Source organism: Halomonas sp. 5021 (assembly GCF_036663435.1).
Lineage (GTDB): Bacteria > Pseudomonadota > Gammaproteobacteria > Pseudomonadales > Halomonadaceae > Vreelandella > Vreelandella janggokensis.
Genome location: NZ_JAXOVU010000005.1, coordinates 183513 through 203054 on the forward strand (window position 1 = coordinate 183513; position 19542 = coordinate 203054).

The 19542-nt window shown below is 57.8% G+C and carries 18 protein-coding genes; 9 read left to right on the top strand and 9 right to left on the bottom strand.

Annotated features, from left to right (window positions below):
- The first annotated feature begins 141 nt into the window (after positions 1-141).
- Positions 142-3474: a mechanosensitive channel MscK gene (gene mscK / locus R3F64_RS10790; protein ID WP_309782745.1), complete on the top strand. Its 3333-nt coding sequence runs from the start codon at positions 142-144 to the stop codon at positions 3472-3474.
- On the opposite strand, the gene R3F64_RS10795 is transcribed toward mscK, so the two are convergent.
- Together R3F64_RS10795 and R3F64_RS10800 are read right to left on the bottom strand one after the other, a co-directional pair.
- Positions 3471-4229 (bottom strand): TlyA family RNA methyltransferase, encoded by a 759-nt coding sequence (locus tag R3F64_RS10795; RefSeq protein ID WP_085917441.1) that lies wholly within the window; start codon positions 4227-4229, stop codon positions 3471-3473. The two genes, mscK and R3F64_RS10795, sit on opposite strands and share 4 nt — an antisense overlap.
- Positions 4226-6268 carry a hypothetical protein gene (locus R3F64_RS10800; protein WP_085917442.1) on the bottom strand — a complete coding sequence of 681 codons (2043 nt, stop codon included), beginning with the start codon at positions 6266-6268 and terminating at the stop codon, positions 4226-4228. The genes R3F64_RS10795 and R3F64_RS10800 overlap by 4 nt, the downstream gene beginning before the upstream one ends.
- A gap of 374 nt (positions 6269-6642) precedes the next feature.
- Here R3F64_RS10800 and R3F64_RS10805 point away from each other — a divergent pair, with 374 nt between their 5' ends.
- Genes R3F64_RS10805 through R3F64_RS10815 form a run of 3 tightly spaced genes read left to right on the top strand, consistent with a single transcriptional unit; the run spans position 6643 to position 8310 of the window.
- Positions 6643-6969 carry a DUF1820 family protein gene (locus R3F64_RS10805; protein WP_085917523.1) on the top strand — a complete coding sequence of 109 codons (327 nt, stop codon included), beginning with the start codon at positions 6643-6645 and terminating at the stop codon, positions 6967-6969.
- 48 nt (positions 6970-7017) lie between these two features.
- The gene (locus R3F64_RS10810; RefSeq protein WP_085917443.1) at positions 7018-7653 is read left to right on the top strand and encodes a TIGR04211 family SH3 domain-containing protein; all 636 of its coding nucleotides are present in this window, start codon (positions 7018-7020) and stop codon (positions 7651-7653) included.
- Positions 7654-7674: 21 nt separating this feature from the next.
- Entirely contained in the window at positions 7675-8310 is a 636-nt protein-coding gene (locus R3F64_RS10815) for a thiopurine S-methyltransferase (RefSeq protein WP_332611384.1), read from the top strand.
- 35 nt (positions 8311-8345) lie between these two features.
- Here the strand turns inward: R3F64_RS10815 and R3F64_RS10820 are convergent, their stop codons facing one another.
- Positions 8346-8939 (bottom strand): YajG family lipoprotein, encoded by a 594-nt coding sequence (locus tag R3F64_RS10820; RefSeq protein WP_085917524.1) that lies wholly within the window; start codon positions 8937-8939, stop codon positions 8346-8348.
- A 174-nt stretch (positions 8940-9113) separates the two neighbouring features.
- Here R3F64_RS10820 and R3F64_RS10825 point away from each other — a divergent pair, with 174 nt between their 5' ends.
- Positions 9114-9731, top strand: a complete 618-nt coding sequence (locus tag R3F64_RS10825; RefSeq protein ID WP_085917445.1) for an alpha-ketoglutarate-dependent dioxygenase AlkB family protein — start codon at positions 9114-9116, stop codon at positions 9729-9731.
- Between the two features lie 77 nt (positions 9732-9808).
- Here the strand turns inward: R3F64_RS10825 and R3F64_RS10830 are convergent, their stop codons facing one another.
- From R3F64_RS10830 to cysP, 4 genes are read right to left on the bottom strand one after another with little or no spacing between them, the layout of a single operon-like run.
- Positions 9809-10903, bottom strand: coding sequence for a sulfate/molybdate ABC transporter ATP-binding protein (locus R3F64_RS10830; protein ID WP_085917446.1), 1095 nt, complete (start codon positions 10901-10903; stop codon positions 9809-9811).
- A complete protein-coding gene (gene cysW, locus R3F64_RS10835) occupies positions 10900-11727 on the bottom strand; it encodes a sulfate ABC transporter permease subunit CysW (protein ID WP_085917447.1) in 828 nt (275 codons plus the stop codon). Before cysW ends, R3F64_RS10830 begins: the two co-directional genes overlap by 4 nt.
- Positions 11727-12581: a sulfate ABC transporter permease subunit CysT gene (gene cysT / locus R3F64_RS10840; RefSeq protein ID WP_264826324.1), complete on the bottom strand. Its 855-nt coding sequence runs from the start codon at positions 12579-12581 to the stop codon at positions 11727-11729. The genes cysW and cysT overlap by 1 nt, the downstream gene beginning before the upstream one ends.
- Before the next feature lie 24 nt (positions 12582-12605).
- Positions 12606-13613 (bottom strand): thiosulfate ABC transporter substrate-binding protein CysP, encoded by a 1008-nt coding sequence (cysP, locus tag R3F64_RS10845; RefSeq protein WP_085917449.1) that lies wholly within the window; start codon positions 13611-13613, stop codon positions 12606-12608.
- A gap of 231 nt (positions 13614-13844) precedes the next feature.
- On the opposite strand from cysP, the gene rpe reads away from it, so the two are divergent.
- Positions 13845-14540: a ribulose-phosphate 3-epimerase gene (rpe, locus tag R3F64_RS10850; protein WP_085917450.1), complete on the top strand. Its 696-nt coding sequence runs from the start codon at positions 13845-13847 to the stop codon at positions 14538-14540.
- Positions 14541-14562: 22 nt separating this feature from the next.
- Here rpe and R3F64_RS10855 read toward each other — a convergent pair whose 3' ends face one another.
- Entirely contained in the window at positions 14563-15861 is a 1299-nt protein-coding gene (locus R3F64_RS10855; RefSeq protein ID WP_199285067.1) for an NAD(P)/FAD-dependent oxidoreductase, read from the bottom strand.
- Positions 15862-16007: 146 nt separating this feature from the next.
- Here R3F64_RS10855 and R3F64_RS10860 point away from each other — a divergent pair, with 146 nt between their 5' ends.
- Entirely contained in the window at positions 16008-16676 is a 669-nt protein-coding gene (locus R3F64_RS10860; RefSeq protein WP_264826323.1) for a phosphoglycolate phosphatase, read from the top strand.
- 18 nt (positions 16677-16694) lie between these two features.
- On the opposite strand, the gene R3F64_RS10865 is transcribed toward R3F64_RS10860, so the two are convergent.
- The gene (locus tag R3F64_RS10865) at positions 16695-17612 is read right to left on the bottom strand and encodes a metal ABC transporter solute-binding protein, Zn/Mn family (protein ID WP_332611392.1); all 918 of its coding nucleotides are present in this window, start codon (positions 17610-17612) and stop codon (positions 16695-16697) included.
- Between the two features lie 269 nt (positions 17613-17881).
- On the opposite strand from R3F64_RS10865, the gene R3F64_RS10870 reads away from it, so the two are divergent.
- Both R3F64_RS10870 and trpD read left to right on the top strand, forming a co-directional pair.
- Positions 17882-18487 (top strand): anthranilate synthase component II, encoded by a 606-nt coding sequence (locus tag R3F64_RS10870; RefSeq protein WP_085917454.1) that lies wholly within the window; start codon positions 17882-17884, stop codon positions 18485-18487.
- Positions 18488-18522: 35 nt separating this feature from the next.
- Positions 18523-19542 (top strand): anthranilate phosphoribosyltransferase, encoded by a 1020-nt coding sequence (gene trpD / locus R3F64_RS10875; protein ID WP_332611395.1) that lies wholly within the window; start codon positions 18523-18525, stop codon positions 19540-19542.

Consider the following 19542-nt stretch of genomic DNA (forward strand, 5'->3'; position numbering starts at 1 on the left):
ATGGATAGGGTGGGGCACGTGCCTGTGCTTGAGCTGTTCTATCATGCTGACGACGTAAGTCAACTGTTATGATTGCGCCGCGACTGCCAACCCCCGACAATAGCCAAGCTCAATACTGATGCGTTAGCGAGGCATAGCGCTGTGGAGAAATTCGTCTTCCGTTTGGCAATGAAAGGGTTGTTGGTCCTGATGCTACTATTTTGTAGCGTTGCCTTGAAAGCGGCGACGGTGGACGATGTGCCCGACGAAGCCTCTCTCCAGGAACGGCTTGATCAGCTTGAATCTCAGGAAACATTAAACCCTCAGCAGGCGCTGGATCAACAAGCGTTGATCGCCGCATTGGAGGCTTACGAGCGGCTGGATGCCATCGAACAGCAGCTCGCGGAGCTGGAGGAGCGGGTAAGCCAGGCGCCTGATGCGCTGATTGCCGTCGAGCGTGAGCTCGCTGAGACTGAAGATAGCGATGACATGCCATCGATCGATGAGCTCAGCAACTTACCCTTGGCCGCACTGGAATCCGAGCAGGCAGAGGCGCTGACCCAGCTCCAGCAGCTTCAGAGCCAGCTTGCGGAAGTGAATTCGCAATTTCTGACGGCTCAAACGTTGCCCGAACGCGCCCAGCAATCCATGGCCGTCACGCTTGAGCGCATGGAGTCGCTGCGCCGTGACGCCACTGAACGTGAAACACTGCTGGGGGATCGTCAGCTATCCGCCCTGAATGATGCCCGCATGATTCAACTGCGTCTTGAGCGGGCCGTCGCCGATCGTGAGGTGGCTCTTTATCAGCGCCAGCTGAGCGCCAATGGACGGTTGCGTGATCTTGCCCAGCAGCGTCGGGACCTGTTGATGCTGAAAATTGATCAACAGGAGCAGCGGCTTAATTTGCTGCAAAACGTTATAGATAGGGAGCGACGGCTGGCATCAGAACAGGCGATTGCCGATGCTGCCCAGACAGATCCCCTGATTGCGGCTGGACACCCTGTTGTGGTGCAGGCTCAGCAGCGTAACCAATCGCTTAGTCTGGCGTTATTGCAGGCGGGTGAGCGGGATAACAGCCTGGTGCGCGACAATATCGATGCCCAGCGCCAGCTTGAACATGTGCGCCAACTACAGCGTAGTTTGAACGAGCAGATAGAGGCGATTCGCGGCAGCCAGTTGCTGTCACGGATACTACGCGAGCAGCGCCAGTCGTTGCCTAATGTCCAACCTCGTCGCGATTTGCAGGATGAGATTGCCGACTTGCGTCTCAAACAGTTCGATCTGGTTCGCCAGCGCGACCAGCTACGTCAGGCTGAGCAGTTGGCCAGGCAACGTCTCAAGGATGCCAATGTCGAACCGACCCCCGCGCTGATCAATACGCTGTCAAGGCTCTACCAGTCACGCCGCGAATTGGTCGATGAGCTTGAAGAGGTCTATGGACGGTTGCTAAGCGCTGCCGTCGAGCTACAGCTTAATCAACAGCAGTTGTTGGCCACTACCCAAGCGTTGCGCAGTACCATTGACGAGCAGTTGTTCTGGGTGGCCAATAGCCGACCACTGGACGTTAACTGGCTCCGGCAGTTACCTCAACATCTACGCATCGAGTGGCAGGAAGGCGAGTGGCGCGCTGCTTTGCCGAATCGCTGGCCGTCACCGGATTGGGAAATGTTGAGCGGTGTTCCTTTTTTTGCCGCTGGACTTTTGCTGGCCGTTCTACGCCGCCGGATCAAGAAGCGCCTGGCGACACTACACGGCCAAATTGGACGACTAAAGAGCGACACCCAGCTGCATACGCCCAGAGCCGTTTTTCTGAATGCCTTGCTGGCGATGCCAGGGCCGTTGGCACTGGCGGGAGTGGGGGTGGCACTGGGCGCTACCGAGAGTCTGCTGGCGGCGAACCTGGCTCCTGCCTTATTGCAGTTGGCGTTGAGCTGGGTTGTTGTCGCCTGGGGGAGACGGCTGTTGGTGGCGGATGGCGTGGCCGAGCAACACTTTACCTGGTCGCCTGCTTATAACGCCCAACTGCGGCGTTTACTGGCGGGGCTAGGGGTGGCGCTGGTACCGGTGATTGCCATTTCAACACTGGCCGACAATCTTCAGACGCCGCTCGCCCAGCGGCCGGTTGCCATGGGACTGTTAACCTTGGGGCTGCTGGCAATGAGCGTGTGCTTGGCCAGGTTGATCCTGGCCCATGTGCCCATTTTTGGCGTTCGCCTGTTTCGCCTGCTACTCGGTTTGGCCATGTCGGCAGTGCCTATCGTCTTGCTGGGGCTGGTGGTATGGGGATATGAATACACGGCGCTGAGGCTGGTGGGTCGCTTTGTTGCCACGCTCTACCTACTGGGCTTGTGGGTGGTGGTAGAAGCCACAGTGGTGCGTAGTTTGGCCGTGGCGGCAAGGCGCCTGGCTTATCGGCGTGCACTGGCAAGGCGACGCGCCCAGGTTCAGGAGGGTGCCGAAGGCGGTCTGGAAGTCGTAGAAGAGCCGCCGCTGGACATGGAACAGATCAATACTCAGTCGCTACGCCTTTCCAAACTGATTTTACTGGTTGCCTTCAGTGGCTTGCTGTATCTGGTCTGGGCAGACCTGCTCTCAGTGCTGAGCTATCTGGATCAGGTATCGCTATGGGAGAACACCGATGGCGAATTGGTCGATAGTGCGCTGTCGATTTCCGACCTGTCGGGTGCCCTGCTGGTGGTGGCACTGACGTTTATTCTGGCACGCAATCTGCCGGGGTTGCTGGAGGTCATGGTGCTTTCCCGCCTGACGTTAAAGCAGGGCAGTGCCTATGCGATCACTTCCTTGCTGTCGTACACCATTGTCGGGACCGGTATCGTGTCGGCCTTGGGCACGCTGGGCGTGTCATGGGACAAATTACAATGGCTGGTAGCGGCCTTGAGTGTGGGCCTGGGGTTTGGGCTGCAGGAGATCTTTGCCAACTTTATCTCCGGTCTGATTATCCTGTTCGAACGCCCCATCCGGATTGGCGATACCATCACCCTGGGTAATCTGCACGGCACGGTGAGCCGTATTCGCATACGTGCGACGACCGTGACCGATTTTGATCGCAAAGAGATCATCATTCCCAATAAAACCTTCGTGACCGATCAATTGATCAACTGGTCGCTCTCCGACAACGTGACCCGCGTGGTGCTGACCTACGGCGTGGTCCATGGCTCAGATCTGGCGACGGTACACCGCTTGTTGCGCCAAGCGGCGGATGAAAATGTCCGTGTGCTTGCCGATCCCGAGCCGCAGGTATTCTGCATGAGCTATGGGCCCCATAGCCTCAACTTTGAACTGCGTATCTTTGTCAACGATCTGCTGGATCGACTGTTTGCCGCCGATGAGATCAATTGCCGGGTGGATGCGCTGTTCCGCGAAGCGGGCGTACGCATTGCCTTTGAGCAAATGGATGTCTGGCTGCACCGGGCGTCGGGGGAGTCGGTGAAAGTGGAAACGCTAAAGCCGTCTCCGGGAACTTCCAATGACTAGTCGGTTTTTTGCGCGTAAAGCAGAAACTCGCGGTTACCGTCGCCGCCGGTAATCGGACTGATTTGCCAATGTTGGACGGTGAACCCCAGTGACTGGCATGCTTTCCTTAAGCGTTCCTCAACGTCATGATAATTCGCGTCATCGCGGACCACGCCGCGTTTGTCCAGTGCTTTCGGTGTCAGCTCGAACTGCGGTTTTACCAGAGAAATTAGCCGTCCGTGGCGCGGCAGCAGGGCGGCTATTTCAGGCAGGATCAAGGTTTGCGAAATAAACGATACGTCCATGACCGCCAAATCGACGGGGTGCTCGGCGAGCGCCTGTTGCAGGGTCTTTTCCCCGCGCATGGCGCGGGCATTGATGCCTTCCAGACAGGTGATCCGTGGATCGTTTCTAAGGCGTGCATCTAACTGGCCATGGCCGACTTCGACACCAATCACGTGGCGCGCGCCGGCTTGCAAGGCACAGTCGCTGAACCCCCCGGTTGACTGGCCGACGTCGAGGACACCCAGTCCGTCGAGTCGGAGCTCAAGTGCGTCAAGCATGGCCTCCAGCTTGAGGCCGGCACGTGATACGAAGCGCTCCTCAGGGTCCGGGGCAACGTACAGGCGGGTATCTTCGGGCCACTTTTCGCTGGGTTTGGTGAGTGCCTGCGTCGTCTCATCAAGCGAGACACGGCCATTGCGGATAAGGCGCTGAGCGCGGGTGCGCGAGCTCGTCAGCCCCTGGCTGACGAGCAGTTGGTCAAGTCGCATCATGTGTCGTTGGGTGGGGTGTGGTAAGGGCCTTCGTTGGCTTGCAGCTCTGTGGCGGGTAGCCGTTCGGCCCCCCAGCTTTGCTGCAGGTAACGTTTAACGGTATCGAGCTCGTCTTCGGTGACTGTCGCCAGTTCACCGCGTTCAAGCGGGTCAAAGTGATAAATATACAGCCGCGAAACAAATTGCGAAAACGGCAGCGAGGCTTCGCCGAAGCGTTCGCCGTGTCCCGCGGTGCTGACTTTTACACCATCCCCCCAATCCTGACCGCTATCGTTATTGGGATTGTAAAAATAAATGCGCATCACGTCGTTAGGATCAAGTGAGGCGCGCAGGATGGTGATGGCGTGCCAGCCAATGAAACGGGCGGCGCTGTCGGTGACGGCAATACCGGCAGGCTGCGGATGAATCAGCGGCTGGTTGCCATTGTAGTAAGGGTGGTAGCAGGCGTAGAAGTGACGAATAAAATCATTCAAGTCGACTAATTTGCCGGTAGCCACATCGACATTGATACGAAAGCCGCGGCCTGACCACCAGCCGTGAAATTCCGGATTCACCCAGCGGTGGGGGTCGCCTTCACGGCTAATGCAACGTCGACCCATTTCGGCGTAGATACGGTCCAGATGCGGCACCACAATCAATGAAACGGGGTCAAGGTCTATCGGTAGCTCCGAAGCCACGCCCGATAAACTCGCCATCGAAGAGATGGCCTGGCCTTCGAAGTGCATGATGATCTCGTCATCCCGTGCGGCCCAGGTGACCATCTGCAACAAGTAGTCCGGGTCATTGTAAGCCCACATTGATAACGCGCGGGCCGACTGACAGGTCGGGTTATTGCCCTGACCAACACCTAACGGCAAGCCCAGCATGCACAGCACGCCTTCCAGCAGGCGAGCCCTTGGCGACGCTATCTCGCCATAGGCAATATTCAGGCGTGCCTGAGACCATTCGGAAAGAGGCAGGTTGAGCTGGCGCCACATGGCCGGTGCCACCGGGGGCTGGTAAAGAATCCCTCGCTCGAGCATCAGGGCCAGCCCGTAGACGGCCTGGGCCGTGGCTGGATATACGCTGCCGCGAATCAGTGCATGAACCAGCTCGCGGTAACACAGCAGGCAATCACGGCCGGTTGACGAGAGCCCGAAGGCTTCAGACACCAGATGATCACCCTCTTCGAGCAAGTGACGCAGCAGGACCGCGTGGTAGGGCGATACCAGCCCGGTGTCGTGCATGGCTCGTGCGAACCCGGTTGCTTCAGCCTGTAGAGCCGATTGGTCCATGCCATCCAGCCGCTCGCGGTAGATATCAATGCCTGGGTCTTCGCGACACGCCTGGGTTGGCCCGAAGAGCGAGCTTACCAGCCTGTCGGCCCCCTGGCCGCTGGCCCCCAGGTCGATCTCGGGGTTTGCCTGGCACAGGGAGATTTGGGTAATCATCTGTTTGATGGAATCGACCTGAATGGGGCGCTGCTTGAGAATGCGCCATATTTCGTCAATCAACTGGTCGATGATGTGTTCGTAACCAATCCGTTCCGCCAGATACTGGAAGAGTTGGCGTGGAATAACGGCCAGGCGTCCCTGCTGTTCACGCTCAGCTTCGCTTGGCGCGGTAAACAGCAGCCATAGATTGATGGCGATGACCTGGGTCAGGTAATGATGCGAAAATTCTTCCGATACCAATGGGTGCGCATAACCACCTTTTGCCACGGCGAGTAAACGAATCTCGCTGAGCGTCTCGATGACCACCACGTTGGGGTCGGTGCTTTTAAGTGCAAACGTGGTCAGGGTTGGCACCAGATACTGGGGGGTTTCCCAGTCGGAACCCAAGAAGACGCCCGCCGCCTCAAATGCTTGCGCACGCTGCTCGAGCGCTTGGGCGCCGCCGTCCAGCATTAAAAGTTCGCGTGCTGTGTCCAAGACGCGGGGTAGTTCCGCTGGTTTTGATAACGCAGGCGCTTGCGACAGCAGGTGCACGGCGTCGTCAAAGTTGGTCAGCAGCCCGTTAAATTTATCGTCTTGCGTCGCTGGCTGTTGATCGGTGGTCACGATGACTCCTTGTCCCGGGTGAGCGGGGATTATACATAGAAGTCGAGATCTTCTTGATGTTTTAGTAGATCGCGAAGCGAATGTGCATTCTCACCCTTAAAGTAGACCAGACCGCAGTGGGTACCAAGCGGGATACTTTGGGTGATGGCACTGAAGCACCAGCCAGGAAGATCGCTATTGCTCCTGTTTGGGCCCTTTGCATGGGTGATTGCTTCTGGATGAAGGACAAAAAAGTCAAACAGACTTGACTACCCTACACACAAGCGGAGGTTTCGGCCATGGAAGGGTTGTCCGAACGGCAAACGCTTGCATACGGGAATATGTTAAGCTTCACCGCTAAATTAACGTTCCAGCGGCAAGAGGAAAAGGCCAAGATGGCGGCCAAGCCAATTTACCGAGTGGTGGTGCACCAGCAGGGTGAAATTTGGGATTTATACGTGCGCGAGATATTCCAAAGCGAACTCTGGGGCTTTATTGAAGTCGAGGAGTTTGTCTTTGAAGATTCCTCGAGGGTAGTAATCGACCCTGCGAGCGAAAAATTGCAGCGCACCTTCGAAGGCGTGAAGCGAAGTTACCTCCCGCTCAACGCGATCGTGCGCATTGATGAAGTGGAGCGTGAGGGACCTTTGAAAGCCGTTAAAAGCGACGCGCAGGTGGCGGAGTTTCCTCGTCCGTTTTCACTCCCACCGCGCGGAGATTAGACACGTTAGCGCTGCCGAAGGGCAGTGACTTAATCAGGACATTACGTCATGCAGATAGCTCAATTTTGTCATCGTTACCGGGCGGTTGCCGCCGGTGTATTAGTCAGTGTGTGGTGTGTCAATGGGGTGGCCCAGCCGGAAAATGAGGCCTGGGTAAGTGATGAGCTTTCAACCTATGTACGCAGTGGCCCCACGGATGGCTACCGCATTGTGGGGACGCTGAATGCCGGCGAGCAGGTTGAGGTGCTTGAAACTAGCGGCGACTACACCCGCGTGCGCGGTGATGGCGGCGATACCGTATGGATTTTGAGCGATGAGCTCCAGGAAACGCCCAGTGCCACCGAGCAGCTGCCAGAACTCGAGTCACGGGTGGCCGCGCTTACCGATGAGTTAGACGGTATCAACGAAGAATGGGAGCAGCGCGTGGCCACCATGCGCGATACCTTGGAAGCACGTCAGCAGCGCATTGATGAACTGGAAACGCGTAACGACCAACTGAGCAGTAATGTCGATGAGTCGAGCGAGCAAGTGCGCGCCCTGCAAGCACGGCTTGATACCCAGGAAGAGGACCTGCTGCTGCGCTACTTCATGTATGGCGGAGGCGTCGCCGGTGCTGGCCTGGTTGTCGGTCTTATCGTGCCTCACCTGCCACGTCGGCGTAAAAAACGCGATCGCTGGTTTTAATGGGCGTATGAGCGACCAAAAATGACGGATCTCTGGCGAGCCCGGTGGCAGGAGGGGCGTATTGGCTTTCATTTGCCCCAACCCCACCCCGCGCTGACACATTACTGGCCATCGCTTGGCGTGCCTGACCGCGCCAAGGTACTGGTTCCCCTCTGCGGTAAAACGCTGGATATGCGTTGGCTTGCTGAAGCGGGGCATCCAGTGCTGGGTGTTGAGCTGGCGCCTGAGGCAATCGAGCAGTTTCTTGCCCAGTCATCGACTTCGGTATCGCGTTATCAACAGGCGGGGTTCAACATCAGCCGCCAAGGCAATATCGAGTTGTGGTGCGGCGATTTTTTTCACTTGCACATTCAGCAGGCAAGCGAAATCGGCGCGTTTTACGACCGCGCCGCGCTAATCGCCCTGCCCGAAGCGACGCGCCAGCGTTATGCGTTTCATCTTGCCCAACTGACGCCGCCGGGGGCCAAAGGGCTGCTGGTGAGTGTGGCACACCAGGGAGAGGGCGGGGGCCCTCCTTACAGCGTCCCGCATGAGGAAGTCGAGGCACTGTTGACGCCCAATTTCCGGTTGTCGCTGTTGGAAGAGACCGAGCCGGATGCACGCGGGATAACGGAAACCGTTTGGCATTTAGTGCGTCGAGGGCCGCTGGAACCATAAAAACCTCTGACGCACTAACGTAATGGTCAAAGGGGTTAGCGGGCCAGCAGTTGGCCAAGGTCCTGGTCACTGAAGGCGCGATTCAGCGCATCGCTTAGTAGGTCGTTAACCATTCGCGTGTTGGTATCCTTGTCGGGCTTGACCGCATACTCCTGAGTGCGCCTGGAGGTGTAGGTGCCCGTGTAGGTGGTGCCGTCATTGCGCGCGATGGCGCGTAACACGCCTTCAATCCGAGCTTCGTCGATCAATGGCTGGTCGCTGTTGCCCTGCACATAGGTAAGGCTTGCCAGTTCCAGCGTCAGGCTGGGACGCCCGTCGGCGGCTTGCCGGGTGGGCGTGAAGCCCATATCGGCGACTGCCCGCTCGGCTTCCTGCTGCAAGCGTGGGATGATTTCATGGCTGTTGACGGTGATTTTCGCGGTCGACATGCCACCGCCTGCACGGTTGCCGATCACCTCGCTGTCACGACCATCCTGCGCCAGGACAGTCACTTCCTGCCCCTGACCGACTGAAGGTACGTTGGCGGTGCGTTCCGGGGAAAGCTGCAGGTAGTGGGGGCTGGCACAGCCCGCAAGCCACACAGTGGCCAGCAAGGAGGCAGATAAAGTGAGCAAATGACGCCGTAGCATGGAGTTCTCCGCTGTTGTTGAAACTGTCATCAGAGCGTCAGTATAACGCTGGTAGTGCGCCAGCGGTATGATCAGACGATGCGGGTTTGCCAAGTTGTTTTTAACCGCTGACTGTGAGCCACTCTCGGCCGTGCAAAGCTGGCTTCGCTCCATGGACACCAACCAGGCGTTGTGATGACGTATACCGATCTATTTGAAAATGACGAAATGAAGTTGATTAACCTGTTGCCGCAGGACGGCGAAGCCTATTACCACGGAAAAATCCTGGATGCTGGCGCGGCGGATCGTTATCTGGAGCAATGTATTGATCAACTTAGCTGGGCGCATGATCGTGCGTTCATGTTTGGCAAAGAGATCGTGACCCAGAGGAAGATGGCCTGGTACGCGGATGAGCCCGTCTCCTATACGTACTCCGGGCATACCAGGACGGCGTTGATGTGGCCTGACGTCTTGCGCGAGATTAAGCAGCGGGTGGAGAGCAGCAGTGGCGATATCTTCAATTCGTGCCTGTGTAATTTTTACAGCTCGGGCGATGAAGGCATGGGGTGGCACAGCGATGGCGAAAAAGAGCTGGTTGAAGAGGGGGCGATCGGGTCATTGACGCTAGGCAGTGCCAGAAAATTCTCGTTTAAACATAAAGTCACCGGCGAACGGGTGTCGCTGAGCCTTGAGCACGGCAGCTTGTTGATAATGAAAGGCAGTACCCAGAAAAACTGGCTACATAGCCTGCCCAAAACCAAAAAAGTCTCTGATCCGCGGGTCAATTTGACCTTCAGGCAGATGCGTTTCTGAGGCTTGAGTCAGAAAACATAATCCTGTTATTGACGTCGGTTGCCCCGTCCGGGGCAGCCGACGGACTGTGCAACTCACTATGCGACTTGAGTTTTCGCCATCGTGTTTTCTGTTGCGTCGGGGAAGCGTCGCCAATGCCTCGGGTGGGCGTAAAGCCGCTGGCCGCGGCGTAATCCCAGCCGGTTGAAATCGGCGTGGCGCACCGTTGCCAGCCAGGGCTTTGCCAGCCAGTCGGCTTCCAGCTCCACCCGGACTTCGGCGCCCACGGGGGAAATCGCGGTGATCGTCACTGGCAGGTGGCTCTCCGGGGCGGGCTGCTCGGCCAGGCGAATCTCATGGGGCCGCAGCAACAATTCTTCGTCGCCATCCGGCAGGTCCACCGCCAGGTGCGCGTCGCCGCAGGTAAGCGTGCCGTTGTGTACCTTGCCTTCCAGGTAATTGACGTCGCCGAGAAACTCAAACACAAAGCGGTTCTGGGGTGCCCGGTAGAGGGTTTCCGGCGTATCGATCTGCTCAATACGCCCGTTGCTCATTACAACGACGCGGTCAGAGAGCTCAAGGGCTTCCTCCTGATCGTGGGTCACAAACACGCTGGTGAAGTTAAACTCTTCGTGTAGATGACGCAGCCAGCGGCGCAACTCCTGGCGTACTTTGGCATCGAGCGCGCCAAACGGCTCGTCAAGCAGTAGAACATCCGGCTCGACGGCGAGCGCACGGGCCAGTGAAACGCGCTGTTGCTGTCCACCGGAGAGCTGCGCCGGGTAGCGGTGGGCAAAGGCTTCGAGTTTGACCATTTCAAGCAGCCGATACACCCGGGCCCGGATGTCCTGGGCAGAGGGCCGCTTCGCACGCGGCATGACAGTCAAGCCAAACGCGACGTTGTCGTAGACGCTCATGTGGCGGAACAAGGCGTAATTTTGAAACACGAAGCCAATCCGCCGGTCACGGACATGCACGTGGGTGACATCGCGCTCGCCGAATAAAATCTTGCCGGGCGTCGGTGTTTGGTCGGCGTTTTCAAGCCCTGCAATGATGCGTAGCAGGGTGGTTTTACCCGAGCCGGAAGGACCTAGCAGACCAACCAGTTCGCCTTCCTGGATATCCAGATTGATCGGTTCCAGCGCTTGAGTCGCGCCAAAGTGCTTGGCGATATTGTGTAAGCGAATGCTCATGCAAATGCCTCCCGGCGCGACGAGCGCCATTCCAGCCCGGCCTTGGCGGCGAGCGTCAGTAGGGCAATCAATGCGAGTAGAGCCGCGCAGGCAAAAGCCCCCACGGCGTTATAATCCTGATAAAGCTGCTCAAGGTGCAGGGGCAGGGTGTTGGTCTGGCCACGAATCGCCCCGGATACCACCGAGACGGCTCCAAACTCACCCACCGCGCGGGCGTTGGTGAGAATGATGCCGTAAAGTAGTGCCCAGCGGATGTTGGGCAGGGTAACGCGCCGAAACGTCGTCCATCCCGATGCACCGAGCGTTACGGCCGCCTCTTCTTCACGTGAGCCCTGGGCCTGCATCAAGGGAATCAGTTCCCGGGCAACAAAGGGGCAGGTGACAAAGATGGTCACCATCAGGATCCCCGGCCAGGCGAACATCAACTGAATATCGTAGCTGTCCAGCCAGCCGCCGATCCAGCCGTTGCGCCCGTAGAGCAGCAGGTAGATAAGCCCGGCGACGACGGGAGATACCGCGAACGGTATATCGATTAACGTTTGTAGCAGTCGACGGCCAGGAAAGCTGAAGCGCGTCACCAGCCAGGCAAGTGCCACCCCGAACACCAGGCAGACCGGAATTGTCAGCAGGGCAATACCCAGCGTCAGGCCGATTGCGTGCAGGGTGTAAAAGTCACTGACGTTTGACCAGAACACGCTGACACCCTGCGAGAAGGCCTGAGCGAAAATGGCGACCAGCGGCAGCAGTAGAAATAGCCCCGATAGGCCCACCGCCGCTGCAATCAGCAGGCGGCGGATCAGTGGTGCATCCCCAATTCGACGCATTACCCCTTACCTCCATGCAAGCGACGAATAAAGCGCCCCTGCCAGACATTGATCGCAAGCAACAGGGTCAGCGAAACAAACAGCACCACCGAGGCGATTGCCGAAGCCCCCGCGTAGTCGTACTCCTGCAGCTTGACGAAAATCATCAGCGCGGTGATCTCGGTTTCGTAAGGCATATTGCCAGCGATAAAGATAATGGCGCCAAATTCGCCGAGTGAGCGCACAAACGCAAGCCCCGTGCCAGTGACCAGCGCCGGCCATAAGTGGGGCATGATGACCCGACGAAACGCGACACCGTCAGTGGCGCCCAGTGACATCGCCGCCTCGTCGACTTCAGCGGGCATGTCCTCCAGTACGGGTTGTACCGTGCGGACCACAAACGGGATGCTGGTGAACGCCATCGCCAGGGCAATGCCAACCCAGGTATAGGCAACCTGAAACCCCAGTGACTCCAGCCAACCGCCCATCCAGCCACTGCTCGCGTAGAGCGTTGCCAGGGTAATGCCAGCCACCGCTGTAGGTAAGGCGAAGGGCAAATCCATCAGCGCGTCGAGCAGCCGCTTGCCGGTGAAGTCATAACGGACCAGCACCCAGGCCAGCAGCAGGCCAAAGACGGCATTGACCAACGCCGCGACGGCGGCCGCCCCAATGGTCACCATGTAACTGGCGACGACGCGGCCTTCAGTGATGATTGCCCAGTATTCAGCGAAGCTCAGTCCGGCGAGTTGGCCAAACAGCCCGGTAATGGGCAGCAGCAGTACCAGCGAGATAAACAGCACGCTGATACCCATGGAAAGACCAAAACCCGGCAGCACGCGCGCGCTGCCGGAGTGTCGAAGGGCGAAGTGGCTCATGTCTCAGTCCGGCGGATTAGAGAATTAGCGGCGCTGAAGTTGGTCCAGCATGCCGCCACCTTCAAAGTGCGTTTCCATCGCTTCTGGCCAGCTACCGAAAACATCTTCAACTTTCAGCAGGTCGGTTTCGGGGAACTGATCGGCAAATTCCTCGACCACCGCCTCATGGTGCACACGGTAGTTGAAGCCTGCCAGCAGTCGCTGGGTGTCCTCACGGTAGAGATATTCCAGGTAGCTTTGCGCCAGGTCGCTGTTACCGTTTCGCTCAGCATTTTCGCCTACGACGGCCACGGGGAACTCAGCAAGGATGCTGGTAGGCGGCACGATGACTTCGTAATCATCGCTGCCATATTCCTTGCGAATGTTATTCACCTCGGACTCGAAGCTGATCAGCACATCGCCGATCTCACGTTCGATAAAGCTGGTCGTCGCGCCGCGACCGCCGGTGTCGAAGACCTCCACGTTGGCGAGGAAGGTACGCATGAAGTCCTGAATCTGCTCTTCGTCGCCGTCAAATTGCTCGTCGGCAAAGCCCCAGGCGGCCAGGTAGGTATAGCGGCCGTTGCCCGACGTTTTCGGGTTGGGGAAAACGATTTCAACGTCTTCGTTCACCAGGTCGTCCCAGTTTTCGATGTCCTTGGGGTTATCCTTGCGCACCAAAAACGCCGTGGTGGAGTAGTAGGGCGAGGCGTTGTTGTCCAGCGCCTCCTGCCAGTCTTCATCAACCAGGCCCGCCTCAGCGAGGACGTTGACATCGGTCACCTGGTTGAACGTCACGACGTCAGCGCGCAACCCTTGCATGATGGCGCGTGCCTGGGCAGATGAACCGCCGTGGGATTGGCTGACCTCAACGTCTTCACCGTGTTCTTCTGCCCACCAGGCTTCAAACTTGGGGTTGATCTCGGCAAACAACTCCCGGGCAATATCGTAGGAGGAGTTCAGCAGTTCGCGTTCCTGGGCAATGGCAGGGCTTGAAAGCGTGGCGCCGATAGCCAACGCCAAGACGCTACGACGGAAAACGACAAATGACATTCTAAGCTCCTTAATAACTTAGCCAGTGTTGGCAATCTGGTATTGATAATATAGTTAGCAAGCTTAAACCTGTGATTGTGGAATTACAATTCTGTTTTATATTCTTTTTTAGAATATATGTTAAAGACAATGCCTGACAAACCCCGCTGCGCGACGCTTCTGGTAACATGCAACCCCTTGAATGCGGTAATGGCCGTTGTTTACTCACTTTGGTAAAGCAGGATTGTTGATATGACCGCTGCGCGTGATTGCTTAATTGCTCCCTCGATTCTTTCCGCCAACTTCGCCCGCCTGGGAGAGGAAGTGGACAATGTGCTCGCGTCAGGAGCGGATATCGTCCACTTCGATGTCATGGATAACCACTATGTGCCCAATCTCACCATCGGACCGATGGTCTGCAAGGCATTACGCCAACACGGCGTGACAGCGCCCATTGATGTGCATCTGATGGTCAAGCCAGTGGATCGAATGATCAGCGATTTTATCGAGGCGGGGGCCAGCTATATTACCTTTCACCCGGAAGCCTCCGAGCACATTGACCGCTCGCTGCAGCTGATACGCGACAGCGGCTGCAAAGCTGGGCTGGTATTCAACCCCGCAACGCCGCTTTCCTATCTCGATTACGTCATGGATAAGGTCGACATGGTGCTGCTGATGAGCGTCAACCCCGGTTTTGGCGGGCAGTCGTTCATCCCCGGTACGCTGGATAAACTGCGCGATGCGCGCGCGAGGATTGATGCGTCAGGGCGCGCGATCCGCCTCGAAGTCGACGGTGGCGTCAAGGCCGATAACATAGCCGATATCGCCGCTGCCGGGGCGGATACCTTCGTCGCCGGGTCGGCGATCTTTAATGCCCACCAGCAAAGTGACCCGCACGGCTATGATTCCGTGATTCGGCAGTTGCGCGAAGCGATTGCCAGTGCCTGATTTAAATGCTTGGTTTAATTAATTAATGCAGCTTCATGCGGGGTTTCAGGTAACGATTGAGCTTATCGACCAGCCAGGCAAGGCCGGTTTTGGGCGCGCCATGGATCGATAGCTGGTGCATTCGGTAGAGCGACGCGTAGGCACGGCGTGCCAGCCAACCCTCCAGGAATAGCCCGCGTGATGCAGAGCTGCGCATCAGGCTGCCGACGGCATCGTAACGGGCAAGGGACACCAGCGAGCCGTGATCCCGGTAGCGAAAATCGGCGAGCGGTTTGCCTTCCAGCTGATTGACCAGGTTCTTGACCAGGTGTTTGGCCTGCTGGTGAGCGGCCTGGGCACGCGGGGGTACGGCGCTGTCGTCCCCCTGCGGGCAGTCGGCACAGTCGCCCAGGGCAAAAATCGCCGGATCATCGACGCTTTGAAGCGTTTTAGCGACCTTGATCTGGTTTTTGTTATTGGTCGAAAGTCCCTGCTCCGCGAGAAACGGCGGTGCCTTGATGCCCGCCGCCCAGACGTTGAGGTCGGTCTCGATCACGTCATCGTCGCCGGTAACCAGGCAGCTAGCCTGGGCCTCTTTGATCGCAGTCCCCACGTGGACCGTGACGCCCATGCCTTCCAGCTCTTGCTGAACGGTCTGGCTGATGCGTTCGGACAGGCCCGGAAGCAAGCGCGGTGCGGCCTCGAGCAGGTGCACGCTGATTTGCTGGTGGTCGGTGGCGGTCACCCCGTAGGCATTGAGCATCCTTGAGGCGTCAAACAGTTCGGCGGCCAGTTCCACCCCGGTAGCGCCACCGCCCACTATACCGATGGTCAGTTGGGGATGCTGGCGCAGCGATGGGTCCGTGTAGCGCAGGAAGGTATTGATCATATCGCGCTGAAACGCCTTGGCTTGCTGGGGCGAATCGATAAAATGGCAGTGCTCGGCGACCCCTGGCGTGCCAAAGTCGTTGGATACGCTGCCAAGGGCCATGACCAGGTAGTCGTAGCCTAGCTGTCTTGCGGGGAGAACCTCCTCGCCTTGTTCATCCACAATGGGGGCCAGGTGCAGCTGCTTGGCCTGGCGATCAATGCCGGACAGCGAGCCACGCTGGTAGCGATAATGATGCGCCGACGAATGACCGCGGTAATCCACTTCGTCCATGCTGGAGTTCAGTACCCCGGTGGCCAATTCGTGCAGCAACGGCTTCCAGACGTGGGTTGTATTACGGTCAAGCAAGACAACATTGGCGCGCTCAGGCTTGCCAAGCTTACGTCCCAATTGAGTTGCCAGGGCCAGTCCGCCGGCACCGCCGCCAACGATCACGATGGTGGGAAGGCTCATGTCTTACTCCTTGACTGAAATAAGACTCAGCATAGAGGTTTCTTGCGGTAGTGACGAATGTAAGCTGCGTTTCATATAGCAAAGCCGGTCTCAGGGCGCGTCCTGGAGCCAGCTTTAGGTGATTTTTAAGTAGAAAGGATGGTCACTTGCACCCACTTCTTCACGGCAAGCGTATGATTGCCTTCGACCTCGATGGCACGCTCATCGATTCGGTTCCCGATCTAACGGTCGCGGTAGCCCATGCGCTGGCCGACCAGAAATTGACAATGCCAACGTCAGATAACGTTCGCGACTGGGTGGGAAACGGCGCTGCCGTGCTGGTTGAGCGGGCATTAACCTGGACGTTGGGCACGCCACCCGATGCCCGGCTTTTTGAGCGTGCTTACGCGGGGTTTTTACACCATTATGCGGCGGCCCCCAATCAGTTGACCACCTTATATCCTCACGTCGGGCAAGCACTGACGGCGCTCCGCGAAGCAGGCTATATCCTGGTGCTGATCACCAATAAGCCAGAGCGCTTTATTGCGCCTATTTTGGACCACTTCGAGTTGAACGCCTGCTTTAATCTGTGCCTGGGCGGTGATTCCCTGGCTGAGAAGAAGCCTTCCCCGTTACCGCTGCTGTACGCTGCTAACGCCTGCGGTGTGCCCCCCGGCGATTGCGTGATGGTGGGGGATTCACGACATGATATCGCAGCGGGTAAAGCCGCTGGTTTTACCACCCTGGCGTTGCCCTATGGCTATAATCACGGCGAACCGATCAGCCACAGCGATCCTGATGCCGTACTGACGTCACTCGCCGAGATGATCACCTGATATGAAGCTGCCAGGCTCCTAGTCTTCTTCTCTGGCACCACCCAGGGTGGCATGCAACTGTTCGGCGTTGTGGCGCAGCATGTCCGCGTAGCTGGATGCCGGTCCGTCACCGCCGCTGAGGGCGTCCACGTAGAGTGGCCCCGCCAGGGGAAGACCGACATAACGTGCCTGGGCGTCCATGTGAATCTTTGGTGTGGTGCTCTCGAAAAACAGGCCGGGTGGTCGCTTCTCGGCCAGCCTTGCCTGCAGGCGGGCCATCGCGGCCGGGGTCCCCAGAGTTTCGTGATTGACGCCCCACAAAGCGTCGTACTCGAACGCGTAGGCGTCGGCGAAGTAGGCAAGGCCTGCTTCACTGGTCACAAGCGTTCGGTTCGTCTGGGGAATGCCGCCCAGGCGCTCTTCAATATCGGCATCGAGCTCTTTCAGTGTCTGCTTGAGATCCGCGGCGCGTTGATCGAACGCGTCAGCATGGTCCGGTGCATGTTTTGACAGGGTTTCGGCGATAACGTCCACATAAGCAGCGGCGCCCTCGGGGGCCATCCACATGTGGGGGTTCGCGTAGCCTTGATAGCGACCAGAGGTAAGCGGCAGCGCAGGGTAATCTGCATTTTCGGCCAAGGCCACCATGGGCAGATCATTTTCCACAATGGCTTTTACATCGCGCAGCCAGGGCTCTAATTCCAGGCCGTTGTAAAACACGAGATCGGTTTCTTCCAATGCCAGCACATTGGGCGGGGTAAGCTCCCAACGATGGACGTCTTCGTCGGCAGGAACGATCACATCCACGCTTGCAGCGTCACCCGCCACTCGCTTGACCAGATCAGCGATCACCGAAAATGACACCACCACCCGAAGCGAGGTTTGCGCCGTTGTCGAGGGGCTGGCGATCATCAATGCCAGCAAGAGCAGCCCCCATTTCATGACATTGTTACGCATCCCACGCTCCTGACTCTCTTGAAAAGCGACTGATAATAAAGATTGTTCTACCGCGATACCAGTTCCCGTTAGCTGGGAGGCGTCCCGCAAACGCTACGTGACCACTGCGCTGGCAACTTATACCTTAACAGCATAGCGTGTTCCTGTGGGTGGCCCGGCGTCAACGTCTCCTGGTCGCCTTCTTAACCCCTGCAATGACGCACCGGGTTGGGGTATCATCGTGGTAAAGCAGTTGTTACTGATCGTTTTACCTAAAGGGTCGACAGCCAATGGCAAAGGTGAAGGTCGCCAAGCGCGTCCTTATGCTGGACAATTACGATAGCTTTACGTTTAACATCGTTCAGTATCTGGTCGAGTTAGGCGCTGAGGTCGTGACCCATCGTAATGACGAGATCACCATTGAGCAGATGGCGGCACTCTCGCCAACCCATCTGGTTATATCGCCAGGCCCCTGTACGCCCAATGAGGCCGGAATTTCCCTGTCGGCCATTGAACATTTTGCCGGCACGCTGCCGATATTGGGGGTGTGTCTCGGGCATCAGGCCATTGGACAGGTCTACGGCGGCCATGTGGTGCGCGCCCCAGAGGTCATGCATGGTAAAACCTCAGCGGTAGAGCATGATAACCAAGGGGTGTTTACCGGCTTGGATAACCCGTTGGAAGTGACCCGTTACCATTCATTGGTGGTGGATAAGCAACGCTTGCCCGACTGCCTGGAGATAACCGCATTGACCGCTGATGACGACGTTACGCCAGGGGTTATCATGGGCTTGCGACACCGCGAACTCGATGTCGAAGGCGTTCAGTTTCACCCTGAATCCATCCTTACCCGTCAAGGTCATGCGCTACTGGCCAACTTTTTACAACGCGGCTGATCGCCGGAAATACAGCTTTAGGGGCTTTCCTGTTCATGCAAATGCGAGACGCAATTAACGCGGTGATGCGCCGCGAAGACCTCTCTTTCGATGCCATGCACGCGCTGATGCGCCAGATGATGACCGGTGAAGCGTCCGATGCCCAGATTGGCGGTCTGCTGGTGGGGCTTGCCATGAAAGGCGAGAGTGCAGTTGAAATTAGTGCTGCCGCCCAGGTAATGCGAGACTTGATGAAGCGGGTTGAATTGGATGCCGACCACATCGTGGATATCGTCGGCACCGGCGGCGATGGCGCCAACCTGTTTAACGTCTCCACTGCCGCCAGTTTTGTCGCTGCCGCTGCTGGCGCCCATGTGGCCAAGCACGGCAACCGCAGCGTTTCATCGTCGTCTGGCAGTGCCGACCTTTTCGACGTGGCGGATATTTACCTCGACCTGAAATCTGAGCAGGTTGCCCGCTGTATCGAGCAAGTAGGTGTCGGTTTCATGTTTGCCCCCAACCACCACCCAGCGATGCGCCATGCCATTGGCCCACGCCGTGAAATGGGCGTGCGCACGCTGTTCAATATTCTGGGGCCGCTGACCAACCCGGCCAGCGCGCCCAATCAAGTGTTGGGTGTCTATGCGCCGTCGCTGGTGCCGCTGATGGCGGAAGTGCTGAAGAAGCTTGGCAGTCGCCACGTGCTAGTCGTGCATTCCGAAGACGGCCTGGATGAAATTTCGTTGGCCGCCCCGACCCAGGTGGCAGAGCTTAAGGACGGCGAGATTGCCCAGTACACCATTAATCCCGAGGACTTCGGCATCGAGCGCCAGAGTCTGGCTACGCTCAAGGCCACCAGCGCGGAAGATAGCTTGCGGCTGGTGAAAGCGGCGCTGAGTGGTGACGGTGCGGCGGCGGACATGGTCGCGCTGAATGCAGGTGCGGCCCTGTATTGCGCGGGCGTGGCGGATAGCTTGAAAGAGGGCGTGATGTTGGCTCAGGATGCCCAGGCCTCCAAATTACCGCTTGAAAAGCTAAAAGAATTGTCCCACTTCACCAGCGTTTTCAAGCAGTAG